Below are 21656 nucleotides of genomic sequence, written 5' to 3'. Positions count from 1 at the left end.
GACGGGCACGGCACGGCTGTACGGGGTCGGGCTCGGCCCCGGCGACCCCTCGCTGATGACGCTGCGGGCGGTGGAGGCGATCGCCGCGGCCGACGTGGTGGCCTACCACAGCGCGCGGCACGGGCGGTCCATCGCGCGGGCGATCGCGGCCCGCCACATCCGCGCCGACCACATCGAGGAGCCGCTGGTCTACCCGGTGACGACGGAGTCCACCGACCACCCGGGCGGCTACCGGGGCGCGATGGACGCCTTCTACGAGGAGGCCGCCGAGCGGCTGGCCGCGCACTTGGACGCCGGGCGCAGCGTCGCCGTCCTCGCCGAGGGCGACCCGCTCTTCTACGGCTCCTACATGCACATGCACAAGCGGCTCGCCCACCGGTACCCGACCGAGGTCGTGCCCGGGGTGACGTCGATGGCCGCAGCCGCCGCCCGCCTGGGCACCCCGCTCGCCGAGGGCGGCGAGGTGCTCACGGTGCTGCCCGGCACCCTCCCCGAGGAGGAGCTGGCCGCGCGGCTCGCCGCCACCGACGCGGCGGTCGTGATGAAGCTCGGCCGCACGTTCCCCGCGGTCCGCCGCGCCCTGGAGCGCACCGGCCGCCTCGCCGAAGCGCACTACGTCGAACGCGCCACGATGCCGGGCGAGCGCACGGCCGACCTGTCCGAGGTGGCCGCCGACTCGGTGCCGTACTTCGCGGTGGCGGTCGTCCCGGGCCGGGCGGGCCGGATCGTGCCGCAGCCGACGGCCGGACAGCCGGCCCACGGGGACACGGAGCAGCCGCCCGCGCCGGACGGCGAGGCGCCGGATGCGGCGCAGGAAGCCGGACCGAGCGGGCGGCCCGCGTCGGCGGGCGCCGTCGCCGCCGCCCAGGCGGCGGACGTCCTGTCCGTAGGGTCCGCGGCGGCCGAGTCCGCCCCGCGTGGCCAGCAGCCCGCGGACGGCACCCTGCCCGCCGGGCGAACCGCAGCGGCGGGACGGGCCCTTGGGGCCGAGGAGCAGGCGCCGGCCGACACCGTGCCCGGCGGCCGGGCCGCCGCGGCCACGCTGCCCGACGCGGGCGGCCGGACCGCGCCGGTACCCGCGGCGACACCCGGCCCGGTGCCGGGCGAACGCGCGGACGGCACGCCGCCCGGCGCTGGCGGGCAGGGCACGCCCGTAGCGCCGGTGACCGGCGGTGCCGTGTCCGGACGGCCCGAGGCGGCTCGCCCGGTGGCGAGTGGTGCGGAAACCCCCGGGGGCGGCGCGGAACTCGGCGAGGTCGTCGTCGTGGGGACCGGGCCTGCCGGGCCGTTGTGGCTGACGCCCGAGTCGCGGGGGGCGCTGGCCGGGGCCGAGGATCTGGTGGGGTACGCGACGTACCTGGACCGGGTGCCGGTGCGGCCGGGGCAGCGGCGGCACCGCAGTGACAACCGGGTGGAGGCCGAGCGTGCGGAGTTCGCGCTCGAACTCGCCCGGCGCGGGCGGCGGGTGGCCGTGGTGTCCGGCGGCGACCCTGGCGTCTTCGCGATGGCGACCGCCGTACTGGAGGCGGCCTGCGAGCCGCGATACGCGGACGTGCCCGTGCGTGTGCTGCCCGGGGTGACCGCGGCCAACGCCGCCGCGGCCCGCGCGGGCGCCCCCCTCGGGCACGACTACGCGACCCTCTCGCTGTCGGACCGGCTCAAGCCGTGGGAGGTCATCGCCGGACGGCTGCGCGCGGCCGCGGCCGCCGACCTGGTGCTCGCTCTCTACAACCCCGGCTCCCGCAGCCGCACCTGGCAGGTCGCCAAGGCCCGCGAGCTGCTGCTGGAGCACCGCGCCCCGGACACCCCCGTGGTGGTGGCCCGTGACGTCGGCGGCCCGGACGAGCGGGTGCGCACGGTGCGGCTCGCCGACCTGGAGCCCGCCGAGGTGGACATGCGCACCCTGCTCATCGTCGGCTCCTCGCAGACCCGCGCGGTCCTGCGCCCCGGCGGCGACGAGGTCGTGTGGACCCCCCGCCGCTACCCCGAACCGTCCACCCCGGCGTAGGAAGAGGGGCCGCGCGGGGCCCCTCATCCGGCGGCCCACCGCGCCCGAGCCCCGTACGCGGGGGCTCGGGAAGGACGGCTGCCGGGACCTCGTACGACGCCGGGCTGGACAGCGGGTGTTCAGCCGGCCGCCCGCTCCCGGACCCACGCCAGGGCCGCGGCCACGTCCGGAACCGTCGGCACGCCGTCCGGGGGCGGGGGGCGGCGGACCACGACGACGGGGACGGCCGCCTCGCGGGCGGCGGCCAGCTTCGGGGCGGTGGCCGGGCCGCCGCTGTCCTTGGTGACCAGGACGTCGATCGCGTGGGCGCGCAGCAGGGCCCGCTCGCCGTCGAGGGTGAAGGGGCCGCGGTCGAGCAGCACCCGCAGGCGGCGGGGGGCCGGCGGCTGCGGCGGGTCGACCGAGCGGAGCAGGAACCACAGGTCGTCGAGACCGGCGAAGGCGGCGATGCCGGTCCGTCCGGTGGTCAGGAAGACACGGCGGCCGAGGTCCGGGAGGAGGGCGGCGGCCGCGGCCAGGGAGTCCACCGGGTGCCAGCGGTCGCCCTCGACCGGCACCCAGCCGGGACGGCGCAGGGCGAGCAGGGGAACATGGGCGTGGGCGGCCGCCAGGGCCGCGTTCCGGCTGATCGTCCCGGCGAAAGGGTGTGTGGCGTCGATGAGCGCGTCCACCGCGTGGTCCCGCAGCCAGTCGGCCATGCCGTCCGGCCCACCGAACCCGCCGATCCGCACCTCGCCGTGCGGCAGCCGCGGGGCGGCGACCCGGCCGGCCAGCGAGCTGGTCACGCGGACCGCGGGCAGTTCGGCGGCCAGCCGCCCGGCGAGTTCGCGGGCCTCGGTGGTGCCGCCCAGGATCAGCAGGTGCAGCGGCATGACGGTGGTGGTCCTCCCATGAGCGAGCCGGGCCGCGTCGAAGGCGGCCGCAGCGCCCAACTCAAGCACACCGGCCTGCGGCCGGGCTGGACCACCGGCGCCTGCGCCACCGCGGCCGCCACCGCCGCCTACACCGCCCTGCTCGGCGGCGACTTCCCCGACCCGGTGACGATCACGCTGCCCGGCGGCCGGACGCCGGCCTTCGCGCTGGCCGTCGAGGAACTGGCGGGCGGCAGCGCGACCGCGGGCGTGGTCAAGGACGCGGGCGACGACCCCGATGTCACCCACGGCGCCCTGGTGCGGGCCACCGTACGGCTGCTGCCCGCGGGCGCAGGGGTGGTGTTCCGGGCCGGGCCCGGGGTCGGCACGGTGACGCGGGCGGGGCTGCCGCTGGCGGTCGGCGAGCCGGCGATCAACCCCGTGCCGCGGCGGATGATGCGCGAGCACATCGCCGCGGTGGCGGCGCGGTTCGGGGCGGCGGGCGACGTGGAGATCACGGTCGGCGTGGACCGCGGGGAGGAGCTGGCACGTTCCACGTGGAACCCCCGGCTGGGCATCCTCGGCGGGCTGTCGATCCTGGGCACCACCGGCATCGTGGTCCCGTACTCCTGCTCGGCGTGGATCGACTCCATCCGCCGCGGGGTGGACGTGGCCCGGGCCGCCGGGCGCACCCACCTGGCCGGCTGCACCGGCGCCACCTCCGAGCGCACGGCGGCCGCGGTGTACGGCCTGCCGCAGGACGCGCTGCTGGACATGGGGGACTTCGCGGGCGCGGTGCTGAAGTACGTACGGCGCCACCCGGTGCCGCGGCTGACGCTGTGCGGCGGCTTCGCCAAGCTGTCCAAGCTCGCCGCGGGCCACCTCGACCTGCACTCGGCCCGCTCCCAGGTGGACCTCGCGCATCTCGCCGGTCTCGCCCGCGCGGCCGGCGGCGACGAGGAGCTGGCCGCGGGCATCACGGCGGGCACCACCGCGCTGGGCGCCCTCCAGCTGGCCCTCGCGGCAGGGGTCCCGCTCGGCGACCAGGTCGCCGTGGCCGCCCGGGACCAGGCCAGGAGTGTGCTGCGCGGCTCCCCGGTCGCGGTGGACGTGCTGTGCGTGGACCGGGCGGGCGCGGTGGTCGGCCGCAGTGATCCGGAGTCGGGCATTCCCGTCCGGGCGGGGTGAAACCCTCCTGGACTCGCGGGAGTTCGATCTCGGTGGGCAGATCGCGCGCCGGTACGTCCCGGAGGGGGGAGCCTTCATGTCCAGCATGTCCAGGCGGGCGGTACTCGGCTTTACCGGCACCGCGGCGGCGGGCGCGCTCGTGGCGGGCGCGGGCCCGGCGCAGGCGGCCGACATACCGCAGAGCACCGACCGTAGGGCCCAGGCAGGCGACCGGCAGGCGACCGGCAGGCGCAGCCGAGAGGCGCACGCCGAGCAGGCCGGCACCACGACGACGGACTTCCCGCCCGGCACGCAGTTCACCGCCCACGCCACACAGGACTTCCCCGGCGGCGAAGACCCCGGCGACCTGACGCTCACCTTCTCCGTGACGACCGTCGAGGAGCCCCCGGCGTACACCCTCACTCCGCTCGACATCGCCACCGCGCTGTCGGAGTACGCCCAGTCCCGCGGCTGGCCCGCCCTCACCTTCTACGGCACCCCGGCCCCGGCCCCGCTCAACTGACAGCGCCCGCAGCGGCGTCACGGCCCGCTGCCCGCGCTCAGTCGCGGGAGCGGGCCGTGGAGTACAGGTGGCTGTCGGGGAAGACCTCGGCGGCCAGGGTGCGGCCCACGAGGATGACCGCGGTGCGGCGGATCCCGGCCGCGTGCACCTGCGGGGCGATGTCGGCGAGGGTGCCGCGCAGCACTACTTCCTCGGGGCGGCTGGCGTAGGCGACGACGGCGGCCGGGCACTGCGGACCGTAGTGCGGCAGCAGTTCCTCGACGACGCGGTCCACGTAGCCGGCGGCCAGGTGCAGCACCAGCAGGGCGCCGCTGCGGGCGAGGGTGGGCAGGTCCTCGCCGGGCGGCATCGGGGTGGCCCGCTGGGCGATCCGGGTGAGCACGACGGTCTGGCCTACTGCGGGGACGGTCAGTTCGCGGCCGAGCGCGGCGGCCGCGGCGGCGAAGGCGGGCACGCCGGGCACCACCTCGTAGGGCACGCCCTCGGCGTCCAGGCGCCGCATCTGCTCGGCGACAGCCGAGAAGACCGACGGGTCGCCGGAGTGCAGCCGCGCCACGTCGTGGCCCGCGTGGTGCGCCCGCACCAGGGCCGCGGTGATCTGGTCGAGGTCGAGGCGGGCGGTGTCGAGGAGTTCGGCGTCCGGCGGGCACTCGGCGAGCAGGTCGCGCGGCACCAGGCTGCCCGCGTACAGGCAGACCCGGCAGCGGGCGAGCAGCCGCGCCCCGCGCACGGTGACCAGGTCGGCGGCGCCGGGCCCGGCGCCGATGAAGTAGACGGTCATGCGCCCTCCGAACTCCCCGCGCCCTGCGCGCGATCGGCACCCACCGCGCTTTCCGTACCGGCCGAGCCGCCGGTGTGCCGGGAACCCGACGTGCCTTCCGTACCCGCTACGCCGTCCGTACCGTTGGCGCTGCCCGCCGCGCCCTCGACGTTGGGGGAACCCGGCGCGCCGGACGTACCCGCCGGGCCCTCGGCGCCACCCGTAGGCTCCACATCCGCCGAACTGCCGGAATCCTGGCGGCCCGACGTGCCTTCCTTATCCGCCGGGCCCTCTGTGCTCCCCGCGGCCTCCGCGCCCGGGGCGGCTTGCGTGCCCGTCGCGCCCGGCGGCTCGTCGTACGGCCTTGTCGCCGACCACTGGGTGACGGGCATCGCCTGGCGCCAGCCGGTGAAGCCGCCGACCGGGGCCGCGTGGGCGACGGAGAGGCGGACGAGGTCGCCGCCGTGGCGGGCACGCCAGGACGCCAGCAGTGCCTCGGACTCCAGGGTGACCGTGTTGGCGACGATCCGGCCGCCCGGCGGCAGCGCGTGCCAGCAGGTGTCCAGCAGGCCGGGGGCGGTCAGGCCGCCGCCGACGAACACCGCGTCGGGCGCGGGCAGTCCGGCCAGCGCGTCCGGCGCGGAGCCGGTGACGACCCGCAGGCCGGGCACGCCGAGCCGCCGCGCGTTGGCGGCGATCCGCTCCGCCCGCACCGGGTCGCGTTCGACGGCGACGGCGCGGCAGGAGGGGTGGGTACGCATCCACTCGATCGCGATCGAGCCCGCGCCGCCGCCGACGTCCCACAGCAGTTCGCCGGGGGCGGGGGCGAGGGCGGCCAGGGTCGCGGCCCGCACGTGGCGCTTGGTGAGTTGGCCGTCGTGCGCGTAGGCGTCGTCGGGCAGCCCGGGGACGGCGCCGAGCCGCAGCGCGCCGGGGGAGCGGCGGCACTCCACGGCGACGATGTTCAGCGGGTCGCCCGCCGGGCGGTCCCAGCTGTCCGCGGTGCCCTCGGTGGCGGCCGACTCCCGCGGACCGCCGAGCTGTTCGAGCAGGCGCATGCGGCTGGGCCCGAAGCCGCGCTCGCGCAGGACGCCGGCGACCTCGGCGGGGGTGGCGGCGCCGGCGCTGAGCACGAGCAGCCGGCGGCCGTGGTGCAGGGCGGCGGCCAGGCGGGCGGCCGGGCGGCCGACGAGGGAGACGACCTCGGTGTCCTCCAGCGGCCAGCCGAGCCGGGCGCAGGCGTAGGAGACGGAGGAGGGGTGCGGCAGGACGTCGAGGGCGGCGGCGCCCAGCTCCTCGGCCAGGGCGCGGCCGATGCCGTGGAAGAAGGGGTCGCCGCTGGCGAGGACGGCGAGGCGGCGCCCGGCGTGGGCGGCGAGCACGCCGGCGACGGCGGGGCGCAGCGGGGAGGGCCAGGGGACGCGGTCGGCCGCGCAGTGCGCGGGGAGCAGGTCCAGTTGGCGGCGGGCGCCGAGGACGGCGTCGGCGGCGAGCAGGGCCGCGCGGGCGCCTTCGGCGAGTCCGGCCCAGCCGTCGGCGCCGATCCCGACGAGGGTGACGGCAGCCGGGCCGGGGGCGCGGTCGTCCGTCACGTGCGCGTACCTCGTGGTCCTGGCGGGAGGGGCCGCGGCTCGGGCCCGGCACCGCACTCTACTGGGACGGCGGGGGGCGGCTGCCCGCGAGGGGGGCGCTCCGCGCAGGTGGGGGGCGGGGGGAGCGGGCCCGGAGGAGGTGGAGGCGGGCGCGAGGCTGCCGAGCGGCGGCGGTTCGTGGCCGGGCCCGAGCGGCGCGGCGCGATGCCGGCGTCGGCTGGGGCGGCGCCGCGGGGCCGGTTCGCGGGTGCGCGGACGCGGCAGCGGGCCGCCGGCGAGGGGGGGAAGGCCGGCGGCCCGCTGAGGAAACGCGGTGAACGTGCGGTGATCAGCCGATCAGTGGTTCGCCACGCCGTTCCCCGACAGGACCGGGATGTTGCTCAGGATGTGCGACAGCGGCTCGTCGCCCTGGGCCTGGGTGCTGTTCTCGGTGCACTGCTGGTTCTGCGGCGAGGTCAGGACGTTGATGTCCTGGACCGTGATCGGCACGAGGCCGACCAGCGAGCCGACGTTGGCCTTGACCGGGATGCCGAGGCACGGCTTGTTCAGGGTGCCCTGGACCAGGCCGATCTGCGGGCTCTGCGTGCCGCCCGTGACGGTGTTGCCGAACGCCTGCTCGGCGCCGTTGCCGTTCACCGTGGTGGTGCCCTCGTCGTTGCCGATGGCCATGGCCTGCGGGGCAGCGACGGCACCGACAGCGGCAACCGACGCGGCGAGAGCAGCACCGGCGAGCATCTTCTTGATCATTGTTGTCCCTTATTTGGTGCTTGGTGCACGGTTCTGGTGGTCTGAGCGATCTGATCAACCGCTCCGACGGGGTTTGGTTCCGGCCTTTCACCCCGACGGGGGAGTACGGCCGGCGGCGATGACGCCGGGGCTCAGCCGAGCCCGTTCAGCGGCAGCCCGTTGAGCGGCAGCGCGCCCAACGGGAGCCCGCCGAGCAGGGAGGCGCCGGGCACGGCGCCGCTGAGGGCGGAGCCGACCGGGCCCTGCAGCGTGCTCTGCACGGTGTCCAGGGCCGACTGCACGTGGGTGCTGTCGGCGACCTTCTGCAGCGGCTGCTCGTTGAGCGCCTGGTCCACCCCGCCATTGATGCTGGTGGGCATCGTCGACATGTTGTCGACCGAGACGGGCGGTGTGCCGGCGTCCTCGGCAAAGGCCGGTGCGGCCATTCCGGCCGCCATCACCGAGCCGGCCAGCACTGCCGCCACCTTCGAGTACTTCACTTGCCACCCTTTCCTTCAGCCGGGCGCCGGGGTTCCGACACCGGGCACAACGACCGGGCGGAACGACGGAAACGTGCGGAACGCCACTGGTAGGGGCACAGGCAGGACAATCACCCGTACGGGACGACGACCGGCGTATTCCTCGTATCAGCCGCTTTCCGCCCGCCGCCGCGTCAGCCGCGGGCCCGCCGGTAGAGCACGGCGCCGCCGAGCAGCAGTGCCGACCCGGCCGCGGCGGCGCCCCCGGCCGCGTGCCCGTCGAGCCCGGTCTCCGCCATGCGGGGCGGGGGCGGCGCCTGGGACGGGAGCGGGGCCGGCAGGATGTGCGGCGGCGGGGCGTGGTGCGTGGGCGGGGGTGTCGACGGTGCGGCGGGCGCCGGCGCGGTGTTCGCGCAGGAGTTGCCGAACGCCGGGTTCAGGGCGCCCACCACGTCGGCGGTGTTGCCGCACGCGTTGACCGGCGCCTCGACCGGCACCTGGACGCTGTTGCCCGACAGCAGGCCGGGCGAGCCCTGCGCGGTGCCGTCCGCGCCGGAATCCGCGTGTGCCCACCCTCCCGTCGCTGCCAGGACGCTGCCGGTGGCAGCGACGGTGAGCAGGCTCCGGCTCAGGATCTGTCGCATCAGTTTCTTTCCGCGTTCTTTCCGCGTGCTTTTGCGCATCGGGTCGTGCATCGCTGCGCCGGGCCGCGCGGCGGCGCCGCGGGACCTGGTGGACGCACCGCCCCGGTGCGCGTCGATGAGCGCTCCGGGGCGGGCGGGGGGGACGGGCGCCCGAAGGCGCCCTCAGACCGACGTCAGTTGTCGGCGTTGACGCACGTGTTGCCGAACGTGGGGTTCAGCAGCGCGATGATGTCGACGGTGTTGCCGCACAGGTTGACCGGAACGTGCACCGGGACCTGGATGACGTTGCCCGACAGCACACCGGGGGACCCGGCGGCCACGGCGCCGGCGCCGGAGCTGGCGAACGCGGGAACGGCGGCACCGGCGGCCATCAGGGTGCCGGCGGCGACAGCCGCGACCTTCGTGTACTTCACGGTGGAACTCCTTTTCCGGAAACGGCGTCGTGCTTCCGCCACGGCTTTCGTGGCGGTCCGGGACGCGGGGCTGAATCCGCGCCCGTGCACACCGCTGCCGACCGGCACAACGAGATGCCCCGACCCGAGGAAACCCTCCGGTCGCCACCGTTCGCCCGATCCACCCGAATGGACGGGAAAAGCCGCGGAAAACCGGGTGGCCGCCACCCGAATGGCGCTGGGCGGGGCCGAATTCGGGCGGTGTCCTGCCCTCGCTTTCCCGCGGCCGCGGGCGCTCGGGAAAAGCGGCGGAAAACGGCAGCGGCCGGGTCCGGGGAACGCGGCGGCCCCGGTCCGCCGACGGGTCGTCGGGCGGCCGGGGCCGGAGCGCGGTGGACGTGCCGTGCCGCGGTGGGGATTCGGGTGCCCCTGGGGCTCAGTGGTTGCCCGCACCGTTGCCGGACAGCAGCGGGATGTTGTCCAGGATGTGCGACAGCGGCTCGTCGCCCTGGGTCTGCGTGCTGTTCTCGGTGCACTGCTGGTTCTGCGGCGAGGTGAGCACGTTGAGGTCCTGGACGGTGATCGGCACGACGCCGACCAGCGAGCCGAGGTTCGCCTTCGCCGGCAGGGCGATGCAGGGCTTGTTGAGCGAGCCCTGGATCAGCGCGAACGACGGGCTCATCACACCGCTGGTGTAGGTGTTGCCGTAGTTCTGCTCGGAGCCGTTGCCGTTGGCGGTCGTGGTCCCCTGGGAGTCGCCGATGGCCATCGCGCCGGGGGCGACCGCCGCGGTGACGCCCGCGAAGGAGGCGGCGACGGCGGCCGTGGCGAGGATCTTCTTGAACACGGTGGGTCCTTCTGGAGAGACGTAGCCCCGGTACCAGGGCCGGTCTGATCAACAGCGTGACGCCCGCTTGGTAATGACCCTTCACCCGAATGGATACCTCCACCGGGCCCGCGGCGACCGAACTTGCGCACAGGAGTGAACCTGCTCTGCGCTGCGTTGACGTGCCGTCAACCTCACACGTCCGATGGTCATAAGAAAGTGCAGCTCAGCCCCGCGGGGCGAAGTGCCGCGCGTCGTCCGTGATTTCGCCGACCCCGTCTGCGACCGTGCATTGAGGATTCAAGGGGATTACCTGACCGGCTTCGTATTCGTTGAGTGCACGCGACCTGTTGATCACCGTTGTTCCGCTGCTGACGCAAGTCGACGGTTGTCGACGCATGTCGATCCGCGTCGATCGGCATCGATCGGCGGCTGCTCCGCGGTGGGCCACCGGGTCGTGACCGAGAGCCCTGGAGAGCCTGGAGAGAGGGAACGGCGCGCGATGCCGCAAGACCAGTACGGCGAGGAAGGGCTCGGCGGGGTGACGGTGCTGCATGTCGCCCAGCCCGTGGACGGAGGTGTCGCCCGCGTCGTCACCGACCTGGTGCGCGCCCAGGTGCGGCAGGGCGCTCGCGTCGTCGTGGCCTGCCCGCCCCGCGGCCCCCTCGGCCCGGCGGCGGCCGGCTGCGGCGCCGAGGTGCTGCCCTGGCCCGCCCGCCGTGCCCCCGGCCCCACCCTGCCGTACGAGGTGCGCGCGGCCGCCCGCGCCGTCCGCGCCGTCCGCCCCGACCTGCTCCACCTGCACAGCGCCAAGGCGGGCCTGGCCGGGCGGCTGGCGGTGCGCGGCCGGGTGCCCACCGTCTTCCAGCCGCATGCCTGGTCCTACGAGGCGGCGACCGGCCCGCTGTTCCGCGCCGCCGTCCGCTGGGAGCGCGGCGCGGCCCGCTGGGCGCACAAGGTGCTGTGCGTGAGCGCCGCCGAGCGCGACTCGGGGGAACGGCACGGGGTGCGGGCCGGGTGGGCGGTGGTGCCCAACGGCGTGGACACCGTGCGCTTCCGCCCCACCTCCCGGCACCGTACGGCCATCCGGGCGGCCCTGCCCGCCATCGCCGGGGACGGCGCGCTGACCGGCCTCGACCCGCTCGGCGCGGGCGCTCCCCTCGTGGTGTGTGTCGGGCGGCTGTGCCGGCAGAAGGGCCAGGACGTGCTGCTGCGCGCCTGGCCGCAGGTGACCGCGCGGGTGCCCGCGGCCCGGCTCGCCCTCGTCGGCGACGGGCCCGACCTGGCACGGCTGCGCCGGGAAGCGCCGCGGGGCGTGGTCTTCGCCGGTCCCTGCGCCGACACGGTGCCCTGGTACCAGGCCGCCGACCTGGTGGTACTGCCCTCGCGCTGGGAGGGCATGGCGCTGGCCCCGCTGGAGGCGATGGCGTGCGCGCGGCCGGTCGTGGTCACCGACGTGGCCGGCGCCCGCGAGAGCATCCCGCCCGACGACGCCGAGAACTGCGTGGTCCCCCCGGACGACGCGGGCGCCCTCGCGGCCGCCCTCGTGCACCACCTCGCCGACCCCGCCCGCCGGGCCGGCACCGGGCTGCGCGCGCTGCGGTACGTCCGCGCCCACCACGACCTGGACGCCACCACCAGAGCGGTCGGCGCCCTCTACACCGCGCTGATCCCCCGCCCCGCCCGCGAGGCATCCGCCCGATGACCCGCACCCCGACGCCCCCCGACGGCCCCGCCGGCCCCCGTACGGCGTACGGCCGCGCCCCCGCCGACCGCGGCCCTGGGGACGGCCGCACGCCCCCGGCCGTACGGCGCGAGGACACCCACCACGGCGCGCTGCAGGTCGGCCAGGCGAGCGCGACCCGACTCGACCGCCCAGCCCCACCCCCCGACCACCGCACGGACCCCCCGACCGCTCTCCCGGACCCGCGCCACCGCGCGACGGGCGCGGCGGCCACCACTGCAGACGGCTACCTCACGGAACCGCCCGGCGCCCTCCCTGAGACGCGTCAGCACGCGGCCGCCGCTTCCGCGGCTGCGCCACATCTGCGGGCCGGGCTGCCCCCCGACCACCGCGCGGAGCCGCCGGGCACCTGGCCGGACCGCCAACGCGGAGCCGACCCTGCGGGCACCACCGGCGCCGCGCACCTGCGGGCCGATCCGACCGCGAACCACCTCACGGAGCCCCCCTCCGCCCTCCCCGACGCGCTTCAGCGCACGGCCACCGCGCCTGCCGCCGCGCACGGGGCCTCCGCCGGGGCCGTCCCCGCGGGGCCGCTGCGGGCCGTTCTTCCCGCGCCTGCCGCCGGGCGGGGCGGGCTGCGCACGGCGTCCGGGGCGCGGCGGAAAGCGGGCTCGCGGCGGGTCGTGTCCCGGCTGCTCAAGGGGGCTTTGGGGCCCGCGCTCGCCGACGGGGCCGCGCTGCTCGTCGGGCTCGGCCTCGTCGGACCGCACGAGAGCGCGGTGCTGCCGGGCGTCCTGGGCGCTGTGCTCGCGGGGGCCTTCCGCCGGGCCGGGCTCTACCGCCCGGTGCTCGCGCCCGCCGTGCTGGACGAGGTGCCCTCGATCGTGCTCGGCACGGTGCTCGCCTGGGGCTGCGCGGCGGCCGCGCTCGCCGCGGGGGCGCCCGGCCGCGCGCTCGGCTGGTTCGACCTGCTCGGCGGCACCACGCTCACCGTGCTCGCCGCCGTCGCGCTGCGCGGGCTCGTCCACCGCCTGCACCGGGGGGCCGCCCGCCGGGATCCCGAACCGGCGCTGCTCGTCGGCCGCGCCCCCACCGTCCGGCAGGTCGCCGAGGCGCTGCGGGCCCGCCCCGAGTACGGGCTGGTGCCGCTCGGCGTGGCCGGCTGCGAGGAGCCCGAGGCGGTGGTGCGGGCCGCCGCCCGCCACGGCGCCCGGCACGTGCTGTTCGTCGGGCCGCCGCTGCCCGGCGCCCGGACCCTGGCCGGGCTGCTCGCCGGGCAGGGCGGGCGGCTGTGGCGGGTCGAGCCCGCCGCCCGCGAGAGCGGGCCGCAGCACCTGTGGGCGTACGCGTACCGGCCTGTCACCGCCGCGCCCGCACGCGGCAAGCGCGCCCTGGACATCGCGCTCGCCGGCGCCGCCCTGCTCGCGCTCGCCCCCGTGCTGGCGGCCTGCGCGCTGGCCGTCCGGCTGGCCGACGGACCCGGGGTGCTGTTCCGGCAGGAGCGGATCGGGCTCGGCGGACGGCCGTTCACCCTGCTGAAGTTCCGCACCCTGCGGCCGCGCGACGAGAAGGAGTCCGCCACCCGCTGGAACATCGCCGACGACCACCGGATGAGCCCGGCCGGCCGGCTGCTGCGCCGCACCTCGCTGGATGAGCTGCCGCAGCTGTGGAACGTGCTCCGCGGCGACATGAGCCTGGTCGGGCCGCGGCCCGAACGCCCGCACTTCGTCCGGCAGTTCAGCGCCGAGCACGAGGGCTACGCGGACCGGCACCGGATGCCCGCCGGGATCACCGGGCTGGCCCAGGTGCACGGCCTGCGCGGCGACACCTCCATCGCGGACCGGGCCCGCTTCGACAACCACTACATCGACTCCTGGTCGCTGTGGCAGGACGTGGCGATCATCCTGCGCACCGCCGGCTCCTTCTTCCGGTTCGGCGGCAGCTGATGGCCCTGACATCGAGCCCCGCGTGGCGCACCGGCCCGGGCGCCCGCCTCCTCGCGCCGCTCCTGCCGTACGCCCGCCTGCTGCCCGCGCTCGCCACGGTGGCGCTGCTGGCGCTGCCGGTGGCGCCCGGCGACGTCAGCACCTCCGGCAAGGTCACCCCCGCCGACGCGGCCTCGGCCGTCATGGTGCTGACCTGCGCGGTGCTGCTGCTGCGGGAGCGGCGCAGGCCGCTGAGCCGCACGGCCGCCGCCGTGCTCGGGGCGCCGCTGGCCGGCTTCGCGGTGGCCGCGATCGCCTCGCCCGACCCCGGCGCCTCGGTCACCGGCTTCGTCCGCTACGCCCAGGTGTTCGTCCTGGTACCCGCCGCGCTCGTCCTGCTGCTCCGGGACCGGCGGGACTTCACGGTGGTGGCGGGCGCGGTGGTGGTCCTCGCCCTCGTCCAGGGCGCGGTCGGCACCTGGCAGTACGCGACCGCGACCGGCGCCTCGTACCAGGGCCGCGACGTGCGGGCGGTCGGCACGTTCGGGCCCTCGGACATCATGGGCATGGCCACGGTCGTCGCGTACGGCCTGGTGATCGCCGCCGGGTACGCGCTCGCGCCCGGGCGCCGGGCGCCGCGGCTGACGGCGGCGGGGTGCGCGCTGGCGCTGCTCGTACCGCTCACGGTCTCCTTCAGCCGCGGCACCTGGATCGCGACGGCGGCCGTGCTGCTGGTGCTCACCCTGCTCGCCGGCCGCCGCCAGGCCGTACGGGTGCTGGCCGTCGCCGCGGCCTGCGGTGTGGTGCTGGTGGGCGGCCTCGGCGCGGGTTCGGGCATGCTGAGCGAGCGCCTCGCCAGCATCACCCAGGTCACCAGCGCCCCCGACCCCTCGGTCACCGACCGCTACACCCTCTGGTCGGCCGCCGTCTCGATGTGGCGCGAGCATCCGGCCACGGGCGTCGGCCTCAAGCGCTTCCCCGACGAACGCGACTCCCACGCCTCCCTCGCCCTGGACTCGGCCAGCGACACCGACAGCGCGGCGGGCCACTTCACCCGCGAACCCCTCCTCTCCCCGCACAACATGTACCTGCTGGCCCTGTCCGAACAGGGCCTGGTGGGCTGCGCCCTGCTCACGGGTTCCTGGGCGTGCCTGCTCGCGGCAGGAGCGGGCCGCCTGCGAACGGCGAAGCGAGCAGCGGTCAAGGGGAGCGTGGGCGTGCCCTGGGCCCGGAAGCACGAAGCGGGCTTCGCCCGGGGGCCGTTGGGCACGCCGGAGCGCGCGGGCGAAGGGCTCGCGGGCCGTTGGCTTGAAGTCGGGCCCTCCGGCGGCCGGTTGGTGGCCCCGGGGCACGAAGGTGAGCTGTCGGGGCGGTCGTTCGGGGACGTGGGACACGAAGGCGAGCTTCCGACACGGCCGTACGTGGATCTTGGGCACCACGGCGAACTGTCGGCGGAACCGTATGCGGAGCCGGGCCGCGAAGGTGAACTGCCAGCGGGGCCGTTCGCGGGCCCGGGGCGCCAAGGCGAGCTACCGGCAGGGCCGTTCGCCGGCCGGGGGCAGGAGGCCGCCTCGGCGGCGCGGCGATTGGGCGCCCAGGAGCCCAGGGGCGGGCGGACAGCCGGCAGCACACCCGAACAGGACGCCACCGTGGCCCGTTTCCCCGGTACGCGGCCCGAAGGCGAGCTGCCGGTACGGCCGCTCGCGGGACGAGGACGCGAACCGGGCTCCGCGTTTGGGTGGTTCGCCGGGGTGGGCCCTCATGGGGTGCCGTCCGTGGACCTGAAGGCGGCCGCGGCGTTCGACGGGGTGTCGGCCACGGGGCAGTTCGCAGGGGGCACGGGGCCGTTCGGCGGTCCGCACTCCGAAAAGGGTGGCCCGGCATGGGCGTCGGTCGGCGGGTCCGGTGCTTCGGCCGCCCGGCCGCTCGACGGCGAGGTGGCACGACAGGCGACTGGTACGCCCACGGGGTGGCGGCATGCCGGGGGCCGTGCGGCATCGGTCGGGTCCGGGCTCGCCGCGGTCGGGCTGCTGCTGTGGCAGTGCGTGGACTTCCTGTACGCCGACATCGGGGGCCCTGTCACGCCGTTGACCGCTGTCGTGCTGGGGCTCGCCGCTTGGTGGGCGCTGCACTCGCCCGAGGAGGGCCCGCGGTGACGGCCGCGGGCCGACTCGCGTCAGCCCGGCCCGGGGCACCGGCCGGGCGCGGCCGCACGCGCGGCGGAACCAGCCCGGGCCGTACGTACCTCACGCGGCCTTTCCGCCGCCCCCGCCTCACGCCCCTCGGACCACGGACCCGCCCCCGGTCGCAGGTCGCGCCGCTCGCCACAACGTGCGAGGCGCCCCGGCCCGCCCCGTCACAAAACCTCAGCGACCAGCCCGGAACCGCCCCCGCCGCCCCGCGCACCCTCCACGCCACCCCGGAATGGGCGCTGCCGGCCGGCCGCCGCCAACTGCTGTCCCTGCAAGCCCCGTCGCAGGCAGAGCCGCACGGAGTACGGGGTCTCCTGCTTGCCGGCCCGCGCACCCCCCGCGAACCGGCACCCCACCCCGTGCCAGAGCGGACGCCACCGGCCAGCCGCCACCAAGCGCTGCCCTGGAACGCCCTCGTTCAGACGCTGCCGGCCGGGGCCCGGGCCGTCCCCGCCGACCCGCCCACCCCTCACCAACCGGCGCCCCACCCAGCGCCGGAACGCACGCCATCGGCCGGCCGCAGCGAAGAACCGCCACGGCAAATGCCCGCACAGACACCGCCGGGCGAGGTGCGGGACCTCCTCCATGCCGACCCACGCGCCCTCCACCAACTGGCGCTCCACGCCACCCCGGAATGGGCGCCGCCGGCCGACCGCAGCCAACTGCTGTCCCTGCAAGCCCCCTCCCAGGCCCAGCCGGGCGGGGTGCGGGTCGTTCTGTCGGATGCGCGGCCGGGCCGCGCCCGCACGAGATGTGGGAACGCCATCAGCGTCGCGAACCGAGCCGAGCCGCCGGACCGTATGAGCGGGGACGCGGTGGCCGAGGATGTGTGGGCCGCCCAGGACGGGCCGGCCGGGAACGCCGTCGGTCCGATGGCCGGTGCGGGGGCCGCCGGGCCTTCGCCCGCCGGAGCGCGGTACGGGGACGCGGTCGCAACGGAGCCCTGCGCGGGCGTCGTCGCGCAACCGCCCGCAAAGCGCTCATGGGGAACGGCCTGGAAACCGCGGTCGGGGCAGCCCGGGTACGCGGTCCCCACGGTCAATGCGGCGTCCGCAGGGCCTCCGCCCGCCGGAACGCGGTCCCGGAGCGCCGCCGTTGGGGAGCCCGGGGCGCAACCCACAAAGCGCTCATGGGGCGCAGCCGAGGAACCGCTCTCGGGGCAGCCCGGGTACGCCGCCGCTGCCGTCGCGGACCGCGCCGCGGTCGATGTGTGGGCCGCGGCCGGCGATACGGCCGCGGCGCCCTGTGAGCCGCCCGCGCGCGCGGTCCGGGCCGGGCGCCGCCGCGGGACGGGGCCCTCGCGGATGGCGCGGGCCGCCGGTGTCACCGCCGGGCTGAGCGCCGCGGGCTCGGTGCTGGGGCTGGTGAGGGACCAGGGGATCGCCCACCTGTTCGGGGCCGGGGCGCAGAGCGACGCCTTCCTCGTGGCGTGGACCGTGCCCGAGGTGGCGGCCACCGTGCTGATCGAGGACGCCATGGCGCTGCTGATGGTGCCCGCCTTCAGCGCGGTGCTCGCCCAGGGCCCGCGCGGGCTCGTCCGCAGGACCCTGCCGCGGCTGCTCGCGCTGCTCGGCGTGCTGACGGCGGCGCTGGCGGCCGGGGCGCCCTGCGTCGTACGGGTGCTGGCACCCGGGCTCGCCGACCCGGGCGACGCCGTGGCCTGCACCCGGCTGACCGCGCTCACCGTCCTGTCCTTCGGCGCGGCCGGCTACCTCAGCGCGGCCCTGCGTGCGAACCGCCGCTTCGTCGCGCCCGCGGCGATCTACGTGGCGTACAACACCGGCACCGTGGCGGTGCTGTTCGCGTTGCACGGGCGGCTCGGGGTGCAAGCGGCGGCGGCCGGGGTGGCGTTCGGCGGCCTGCTGATGATCCTGGTCCAACTCCCGGGGTTCGCACGGCTGTTGACTGCCAGGCCAGCGGCCGCCAGCGCAGCGTCCGGGAGCGTCGCCCCCAACCCCCTTGCCCTGACGCTGCTCGCGCCCGTGGTCGTCTACACCCTCAGCCGCCAGGCGCAGGTCCTGGTCGAGCGGTACTTCGCCGCGCCCCTTCCCGCGGGCGCCATCTCGCACCTCAACTACGCCGAGAAGGTCGCCCAGTTGCCGATGGCCCTGTCGGTGATGATCGTGACCGTCACCTTCCCGGTCCTTTCCCGTGCCCTCGCCGAGGGCGACCGCGAGCAGGCCAGGCGCCGGGTGGAGCGCGATCTGGCGCTGGCCTGCCTGGTGGTGCTGGTCGGCGCCTCGTACGTGGTGGCGTGCGCGCCGCAGATCGTCCAGTTCCTCTTCCAGCGGGGGGAGTTCACCGCGCGGGACACGGCGGCGACGGCCGCGGTGATGCGCGTGTACGCCCTCGGGCTGCTGGGCCAGAGCCTGGTGGGCGCCCTCGTGCGGCCGTACTTCTCGGCGGCCCGCCCCACCTGGTACCCGGCGGCGGCGATGGGCGCGGGGCTCGCGGTCACCGCGGTGCTGGACGCGGCCGCCGCCAGGCCGCTGGGCGCCTGCGGCATCGCGGCCGGCAACGCGGTCGGCATCACGCTCACCGCCGCCCTGCTGCTGCGCGGCCTGGGCACCCGCTCGGTCGCGGTGCGGGCCCGCGCGGTCGCGCCGGGGCTGGCCCGTTGCGTGCTCGCCGCGCTGGCGGCCACGGCGGCCGGCTGGGCGCTGGCCGCGCGGCTGGCGGACCCGGCGCTCGCGGTGGCCGCCTGCGCGGTGGCGGTGCCAGCAGCCTTCATCGCCGCCGCCCTCGCCGTGCGCGCGCCGGAAGTCCCCCACCTGCTCGCCACCGTCACACGGAAGGGCCGCCCATGACCGCAGACCTCCTCGCCCCCCGCGGCACCCGCACCGGCCGGCGCGCGCCCTGGGCGCTGATGTACCACTCGGTGGCCGACCGCAGGGCCGGTGACCCCTATCTCGTCACGGTCGACCCCGAGCGGCTGGGCCGGCAGCTGCGCTGGCTCGCCCGGCACGGCCTGACCGGGGTGAGCATGCGCGAGCTGCTCGCCGCCCGCGCCCGCGGCCGCGCCGCCGGGCTGGTCGGGCTGACCTTCGACGACGGCTACGCCGACTTCCTCACCGAGGCGGTGCCCCGGCTGCGCCACCACGGCTGTACGGCAACGGTGTTCGTGCTGCCCGGGCTGCTCGGCGGCACCAACTCCTGGGACCCGGACGGCCCGCGCAAGGCGCTGCTGACCGCCGACGACATCCGCGCCGCCCGCTCGGCGGGCATGGAGGTCGGCTCGCACGGCATGCTCCACCGCGACCTGACCACGCTCGACGACGTCGAACTCGACCTCGAACTCACCCGCAGCCGCGCCCTGCTGGCCGAGATCACGGGTGTGGAGCCGGACGGCTTCTGCCACCCCTTCGGCGCCCTCGACCGGCGCACCCTGCGGGCCACCCGCCGGGCCGGCTACCGGTACGCCTGCGCGGTGGACCCCGGCCCGCTCGCCTGCACCCACGCCCTGCCCCGCACCTACGTCGGCCACGCCGACAACTCCCCGCGGCTGCACGCCAAACGCCTGCGCCACCGCATGCGCGGCGGCGACCTCGCCGACCCGATCGCCGTACCCCAAGGAGGCGACGCATGAAGGTCCTGCACATCATCACCGGGCTCGATGTCGGCGGTGCCGAGCAGCAACTGCGGCTGCTGCTACGGCACTGCGACGTCCGCAGCGCGGTGGTCACCCTCACCGAGCCCGGCCCGCTCGCCGAGGCGATCCGCGCCGACGGGGTGCCCGTCACCGCGCTGCGGATGTCCGGCAACCGCGACATCGGCGCCCTGCCCCGGCTGACCGCGCTGATCCGCGCCGGGGAGTACGACGTGGTGCACACCCACCTGTACCGGGCGTGCGTCTACGGCCGGATCGCCGCGCGGCTGGCGGGCGTGCGCACCATCGTGGCCACCGAGCACTCGCTGGGCGCAAGCAGCATCGAGGGGCGCCCGCTGTCCCTGGGCACCCGGGCGCTGTACCGGGCCACCGAGCGGCTGGGGCACGGCACCTTCGCGGTGTCCGCCACGGTGGCCCGGCGGCTCGCCGAGTGGGGTGTGCCGGCCCGCCGCATCCACCTGGTGCCCAACGGGATCGAGCCCGGCCGCTTCCGCTTCGACGCCGGGGCCCGGGCCCGTACCCGCGACCGGCTCGGCATCCCGCAGGACGCGTACGTCGTCGGCGGGGTGGGGCGCCAGGTGCCGGGCAAGCGGTTCGACGCGGTGGTGCGGGCGGTCGCCGACAATCCCGGCACGCACCTGCTGCTGGCCGGCGACGGCATCGAGCGGGTGCCGCTGCTGCGCCTGGTGCACAGCCTCGGCCTGCAGAACCGCGCCCTGGTGGTCGACCCCACCGTGCACGGGGTGCCGGACCTGCTGTCGGCCATGGACCTGTTCGTCACGGCCTCCGAGGACGAGGCGTTCGGGCTCGCCGCGCTGGAGGCGCTGGCCGCCGGGCTGCCGGTGCGCTACGTGACCTGCCCCGCGGTGGAGGACCTGCCGCCGGAGGCCGCGCCCGGCGCCCGGCAGGTCGCGCCGGACCAGTTGGCCGCCGCCGTACGGGAGGAGCACCTGGCCGGGCCGCGCCGGCTGCCCCCGCCGCAGGCCGTCGAGCACTACCACATCGCCCGCACCGCCGAGTTGGTGACGGCGCGCTACCTGGAGGCGCACCACCGCGGCGGGTTGTTCCGCCGGCGCCGTACGCCCGTGCCCGCCGCGGTGCCGCGCCCGGCCGGCCCGGCGGCGCCCGCGGCCCAGGAAGCCGCCGCGGCGCCGCCGGCCGCGGCACAGCAGGCCCCCGCCCCCGCCGCCGAGGACACCCCCGCCACGCCGGCCCAGAAGTGACCGCCCGGAAGTGAGAGACACCCCCATGGACGACATCCGCGACCCGAAGGACCGCAGCCGGCGCGCCGGCCGGCGGGCGCTGCCCCGCTGGGCACCCGTGCCGCTCGGCGCCGCCGCCGGCCTGCTCGCCGGGCTCGGCTACGGGCTGGCGGCCACCCCGCAGTACGCGGCCACCAGTTATGTGATGGCCGTGGCGCAGCCGGGCGCGGAGTCCGCCACCGCGCTGGGCTTCGCGCAGGCGTACGGCCGGATCGCCACCGGTTCGGCCGTCCTGGCCGCCGCCCAGGCCGGCGCCCACCTGCCCGCGGCCTCCCTCAAGAGCCGTGTGGCGGCGGCCACCTCGCCCGACGCGCCGATGATCTCGGTCACCGGGTCGGCGCCGCGGGCCGGTGCCGCCGCCGACATCGCCAACGCGGTGTCCCGCTCGCTGGCCACCCTGGCCAACAAGGACGCGGCCAGCACCGGGGTGCACCTGCTCGTCTTCTCCCCCGCGACCGCGCCCACCGCGCCCTCCTCGCCCTCGGCCGCCCTGTCCTCGGCGGTCGGCGCCGCCGCGGGCGGCCTGCTCGGCGCCCTGGTCCTGCTGGTCCGCCCCGCTCGCGAGAACGACCCCGAACCCGCCCGCCTGCCCGCCCCCACGGCCCCCGCCCCGGAACGGACCCCGGTGTGAGCGCCCGCACGTCCGCACGCGCTCGGGCGGAACGGGCCCGCTCCCTCCCGGCCGCCACCGGCCCCGGACCGGCCCCCGCCGTGCGCACACGCGCCGCCATGGCCAGCGGGCCGTCGTCGGGCGGCGCCGCCCCGCCTGCCCGCCCGGGCGGCAAGTACGGACCCGAAGCCGCCCGACGCCCCATCCCCGCCGCACCCGAACGGACCCCGCTGTGAGCGCCCCCGACACCGCCGACCCGAGGACCCCACCCCCACCCACCGACACCGCATCCGACCCGGATACGAGCGCACCGAACACCGCCATCCCAAGGACCGCGCCCCCGCCCCCCGGCACCGCGCCAGCCCCCGGTACGAACACCCCCGACACCGCCGCACCGCAGACCCCACC

16 protein-coding genes and 3 pseudogenes are annotated in these 21656 nt (G+C 77.0%); 11 read left to right on the top strand and 8 right to left on the bottom strand.

Features of this window, described 5'->3' with window-relative positions:
• Nucleotides 1-55 precede the first annotated feature (55 nt).
• Nucleotides 56-2008 carry a precorrin-2 C(20)-methyltransferase gene (locus tag BLR33_RS35845; protein ID WP_245771207.1) on the top strand — a complete coding sequence of 651 codons (1953 nt, stop codon included), beginning with the start codon at nucleotides 56-58 and terminating at the stop codon, nucleotides 2006-2008.
• Nucleotides 2009-2127: 119 nt separating this feature from the next.
• On the opposite strand, the gene BLR33_RS05010 is transcribed toward BLR33_RS35845, so the two are convergent.
• A complete protein-coding gene (locus BLR33_RS05010; protein ID WP_093783265.1) occupies nucleotides 2128-2874 on the bottom strand; it encodes a cobalt-precorrin-6A reductase in 747 nt (248 codons plus the stop codon).
• Between the two features lie 24 nt (nucleotides 2875-2898).
• Here BLR33_RS05010 and BLR33_RS05005 point away from each other — a divergent pair, with 24 nt between their 5' ends.
• The gene (locus BLR33_RS05005; RefSeq protein ID WP_093783028.1) at nucleotides 2899-4047 is read left to right on the top strand and encodes a cobalt-precorrin-5B (C(1))-methyltransferase; all 1149 of its coding nucleotides are present in this window, start codon (nucleotides 2899-2901) and stop codon (nucleotides 4045-4047) included.
• 76 nt (nucleotides 4048-4123) lie between these two features.
• Entirely contained in the window at nucleotides 4124-4549 is a 426-nt protein-coding gene (locus BLR33_RS05000; RefSeq protein WP_093783027.1) for a hypothetical protein, read from the top strand.
• 37 nt (nucleotides 4550-4586) lie between these two features.
• Here BLR33_RS05000 and cobM read toward each other — a convergent pair whose 3' ends face one another.
• The 7 genes and pseudogenes from cobM to BLR33_RS04965 form a co-directional block, all read right to left on the bottom strand.
• A complete protein-coding gene (cobM, locus tag BLR33_RS04995) occupies nucleotides 4587-5330 on the bottom strand; it encodes a precorrin-4 C(11)-methyltransferase (protein ID WP_093783026.1) in 744 nt (247 codons plus the stop codon).
• Between the two features lie 326 nt (nucleotides 5331-5656).
• Nucleotides 5657-6901, bottom strand: a pseudogene (gene cbiE / locus BLR33_RS04990) (precorrin-6y C5,15-methyltransferase (decarboxylating) subunit CbiE); the annotation flags it as partial.
• A gap of 336 nt (nucleotides 6902-7237) precedes the next feature.
• Nucleotides 7238-7648, bottom strand: coding sequence for a rodlin (locus tag BLR33_RS04985; RefSeq protein WP_093783024.1), 411 nt, complete (start codon nucleotides 7646-7648; stop codon nucleotides 7238-7240).
• Between the two features lie 131 nt (nucleotides 7649-7779).
• Nucleotides 7780-8127: a hypothetical protein gene (locus BLR33_RS04980; RefSeq protein ID WP_093783023.1), complete on the bottom strand. Its 348-nt coding sequence runs from the start codon at nucleotides 8125-8127 to the stop codon at nucleotides 7780-7782.
• 173 nt (nucleotides 8128-8300) lie between these two features.
• Complete coding sequence (locus BLR33_RS36890) at nucleotides 8301-8750, bottom strand: chaplin (protein ID WP_093783022.1); 450 nt, start codon at nucleotides 8748-8750, stop codon at nucleotides 8301-8303.
• 173 nt (nucleotides 8751-8923) lie between these two features.
• Nucleotides 8924-9163 (bottom strand): chaplin, encoded by a 240-nt coding sequence (locus tag BLR33_RS04970; protein ID WP_093783021.1) that lies wholly within the window; start codon nucleotides 9161-9163, stop codon nucleotides 8924-8926.
• Between the two features lie 415 nt (nucleotides 9164-9578).
• Nucleotides 9579-9989, bottom strand: coding sequence for a rodlin (locus tag BLR33_RS04965; RefSeq protein WP_093783020.1), 411 nt, complete (start codon nucleotides 9987-9989; stop codon nucleotides 9579-9581).
• Nucleotides 9990-10470: 481 nt separating this feature from the next.
• On the opposite strand from BLR33_RS04965, the gene BLR33_RS04960 reads away from it, so the two are divergent.
• From BLR33_RS04960 to BLR33_RS04925, 8 genes and pseudogenes are all read left to right on the top strand, one after another.
• Nucleotides 10471-11673, top strand: a complete 1203-nt coding sequence (locus BLR33_RS04960; RefSeq protein WP_093783019.1) for a glycosyltransferase family 4 protein — start codon at nucleotides 10471-10473, stop codon at nucleotides 11671-11673.
• Nucleotides 11674-12116: 443 nt separating this feature from the next.
• A complete protein-coding gene (locus BLR33_RS04955; RefSeq protein WP_407639642.1) occupies nucleotides 12117-13598 on the top strand; it encodes a sugar transferase in 1482 nt (493 codons plus the stop codon).
• Nucleotides 13598-14773: pseudogene (locus BLR33_RS04950) on the top strand (O-antigen ligase family protein); the annotation flags it as partial. The gene BLR33_RS04955 and the pseudogene BLR33_RS04950, both read left to right, overlap by 1 nt.
• 810 nt (nucleotides 14774-15583) lie before the next feature.
• A pseudogene (locus BLR33_RS37270) lies at nucleotides 15584-15733 on the top strand (O-antigen ligase family protein); the annotation flags it as partial.
• Between the two features lie 1340 nt (nucleotides 15734-17073).
• Nucleotides 17074-18576, top strand: coding sequence for a lipid II flippase MurJ (locus tag BLR33_RS04940; RefSeq protein ID WP_407639634.1), 1503 nt, complete (start codon nucleotides 17074-17076; stop codon nucleotides 18574-18576).
• Complete coding sequence (locus tag BLR33_RS04935; protein WP_093783016.1) at nucleotides 18573-19355, top strand: polysaccharide deacetylase family protein; 783 nt, start codon at nucleotides 18573-18575, stop codon at nucleotides 19353-19355. Before BLR33_RS04940 ends, BLR33_RS04935 begins: the two co-directional genes overlap by 4 nt.
• Nucleotides 19352-20599: a glycosyltransferase gene (locus BLR33_RS04930; RefSeq protein ID WP_093783015.1), complete on the top strand. Its 1248-nt coding sequence runs from the start codon at nucleotides 19352-19354 to the stop codon at nucleotides 20597-20599. Before BLR33_RS04935 ends, BLR33_RS04930 begins: the two co-directional genes overlap by 4 nt.
• A 25-nt stretch (nucleotides 20600-20624) precedes the next feature.
• On the top strand, nucleotides 20625-21269 hold the full coding sequence (locus BLR33_RS04925; protein WP_093783014.1) for a hypothetical protein: 645 nt from the start codon (nucleotides 20625-20627) through the stop codon (nucleotides 21267-21269).
• The last annotated feature ends 387 nt before the right edge of the window (nucleotides 21270-21656 follow it).

Origin of the sequence: Actinacidiphila guanduensis (assembly GCF_900103985.1) — a bacterium.
Taxonomy (GTDB): Bacteria; Actinomycetota; Actinomycetes; order Streptomycetales; family Streptomycetaceae; genus Actinacidiphila; species Actinacidiphila guanduensis.
The sequence above is the reverse complement of the archived record's forward strand: the minus strand, read 5'-3'. Positions and strand labels throughout refer to the sequence as shown.

What these genes read in the sequence shown, in the direction of transcription:
- BLR33_RS05005 (WP_093783028.1), top strand. Translation starts at nt 2,899, where the DNA reads ATGAGCGAGCCGGGCCGCGTCGAAGGCGGCCGCAGCGCCCAACTCAAG.
- BLR33_RS04925 (WP_093783014.1), top strand. Translation starts at nt 20,625, where the DNA reads ATGGACGACATCCGCGACCCGAAGGACCGCAGCCGGCGCGCCGGCCGG.
- cobM (WP_093783026.1), bottom strand. Translation starts at nt 5,330, where the DNA reads ATGACCGTCTACTTCATCGGCGCCGGGCCCGGCGCCGCCGACCTGGTC.
- BLR33_RS04985 (WP_093783024.1), bottom strand. Translation starts at nt 7,648, where the DNA reads ATGATCAAGAAGATGCTCGCCGGTGCTGCTCTCGCCGCGTCGGTTGCC.
- BLR33_RS05000 (WP_093783027.1), top strand. Translation starts at nt 4,124, where the DNA reads ATGTCCAGCATGTCCAGGCGGGCGGTACTCGGCTTTACCGGCACCGCG.
- BLR33_RS04935 (WP_093783016.1), top strand. Translation starts at nt 18,573, where the DNA reads ATGACCGCAGACCTCCTCGCCCCCCGCGGCACCCGCACCGGCCGGCGC.
- BLR33_RS04930 (WP_093783015.1), top strand. Translation starts at nt 19,352, where the DNA reads ATGAAGGTCCTGCACATCATCACCGGGCTCGATGTCGGCGGTGCCGAG.
- BLR33_RS35845 (WP_245771207.1), top strand. Translation starts at nt 56, where the DNA reads ATGACGCTGCGGGCGGTGGAGGCGATCGCCGCGGCCGACGTGGTGGCC.
- BLR33_RS04960 (WP_093783019.1), top strand. Translation starts at nt 10,471, where the DNA reads ATGCCGCAAGACCAGTACGGCGAGGAAGGGCTCGGCGGGGTGACGGTG.
- BLR33_RS04940 (WP_407639634.1), top strand. Translation starts at nt 17,074, where the DNA reads ATGGCGCGGGCCGCCGGTGTCACCGCCGGGCTGAGCGCCGCGGGCTCG.
- BLR33_RS36890 (WP_093783022.1), bottom strand. Translation starts at nt 8,750, where the DNA reads ATGCGACAGATCCTGAGCCGGAGCCTGCTCACCGTCGCTGCCACCGGC.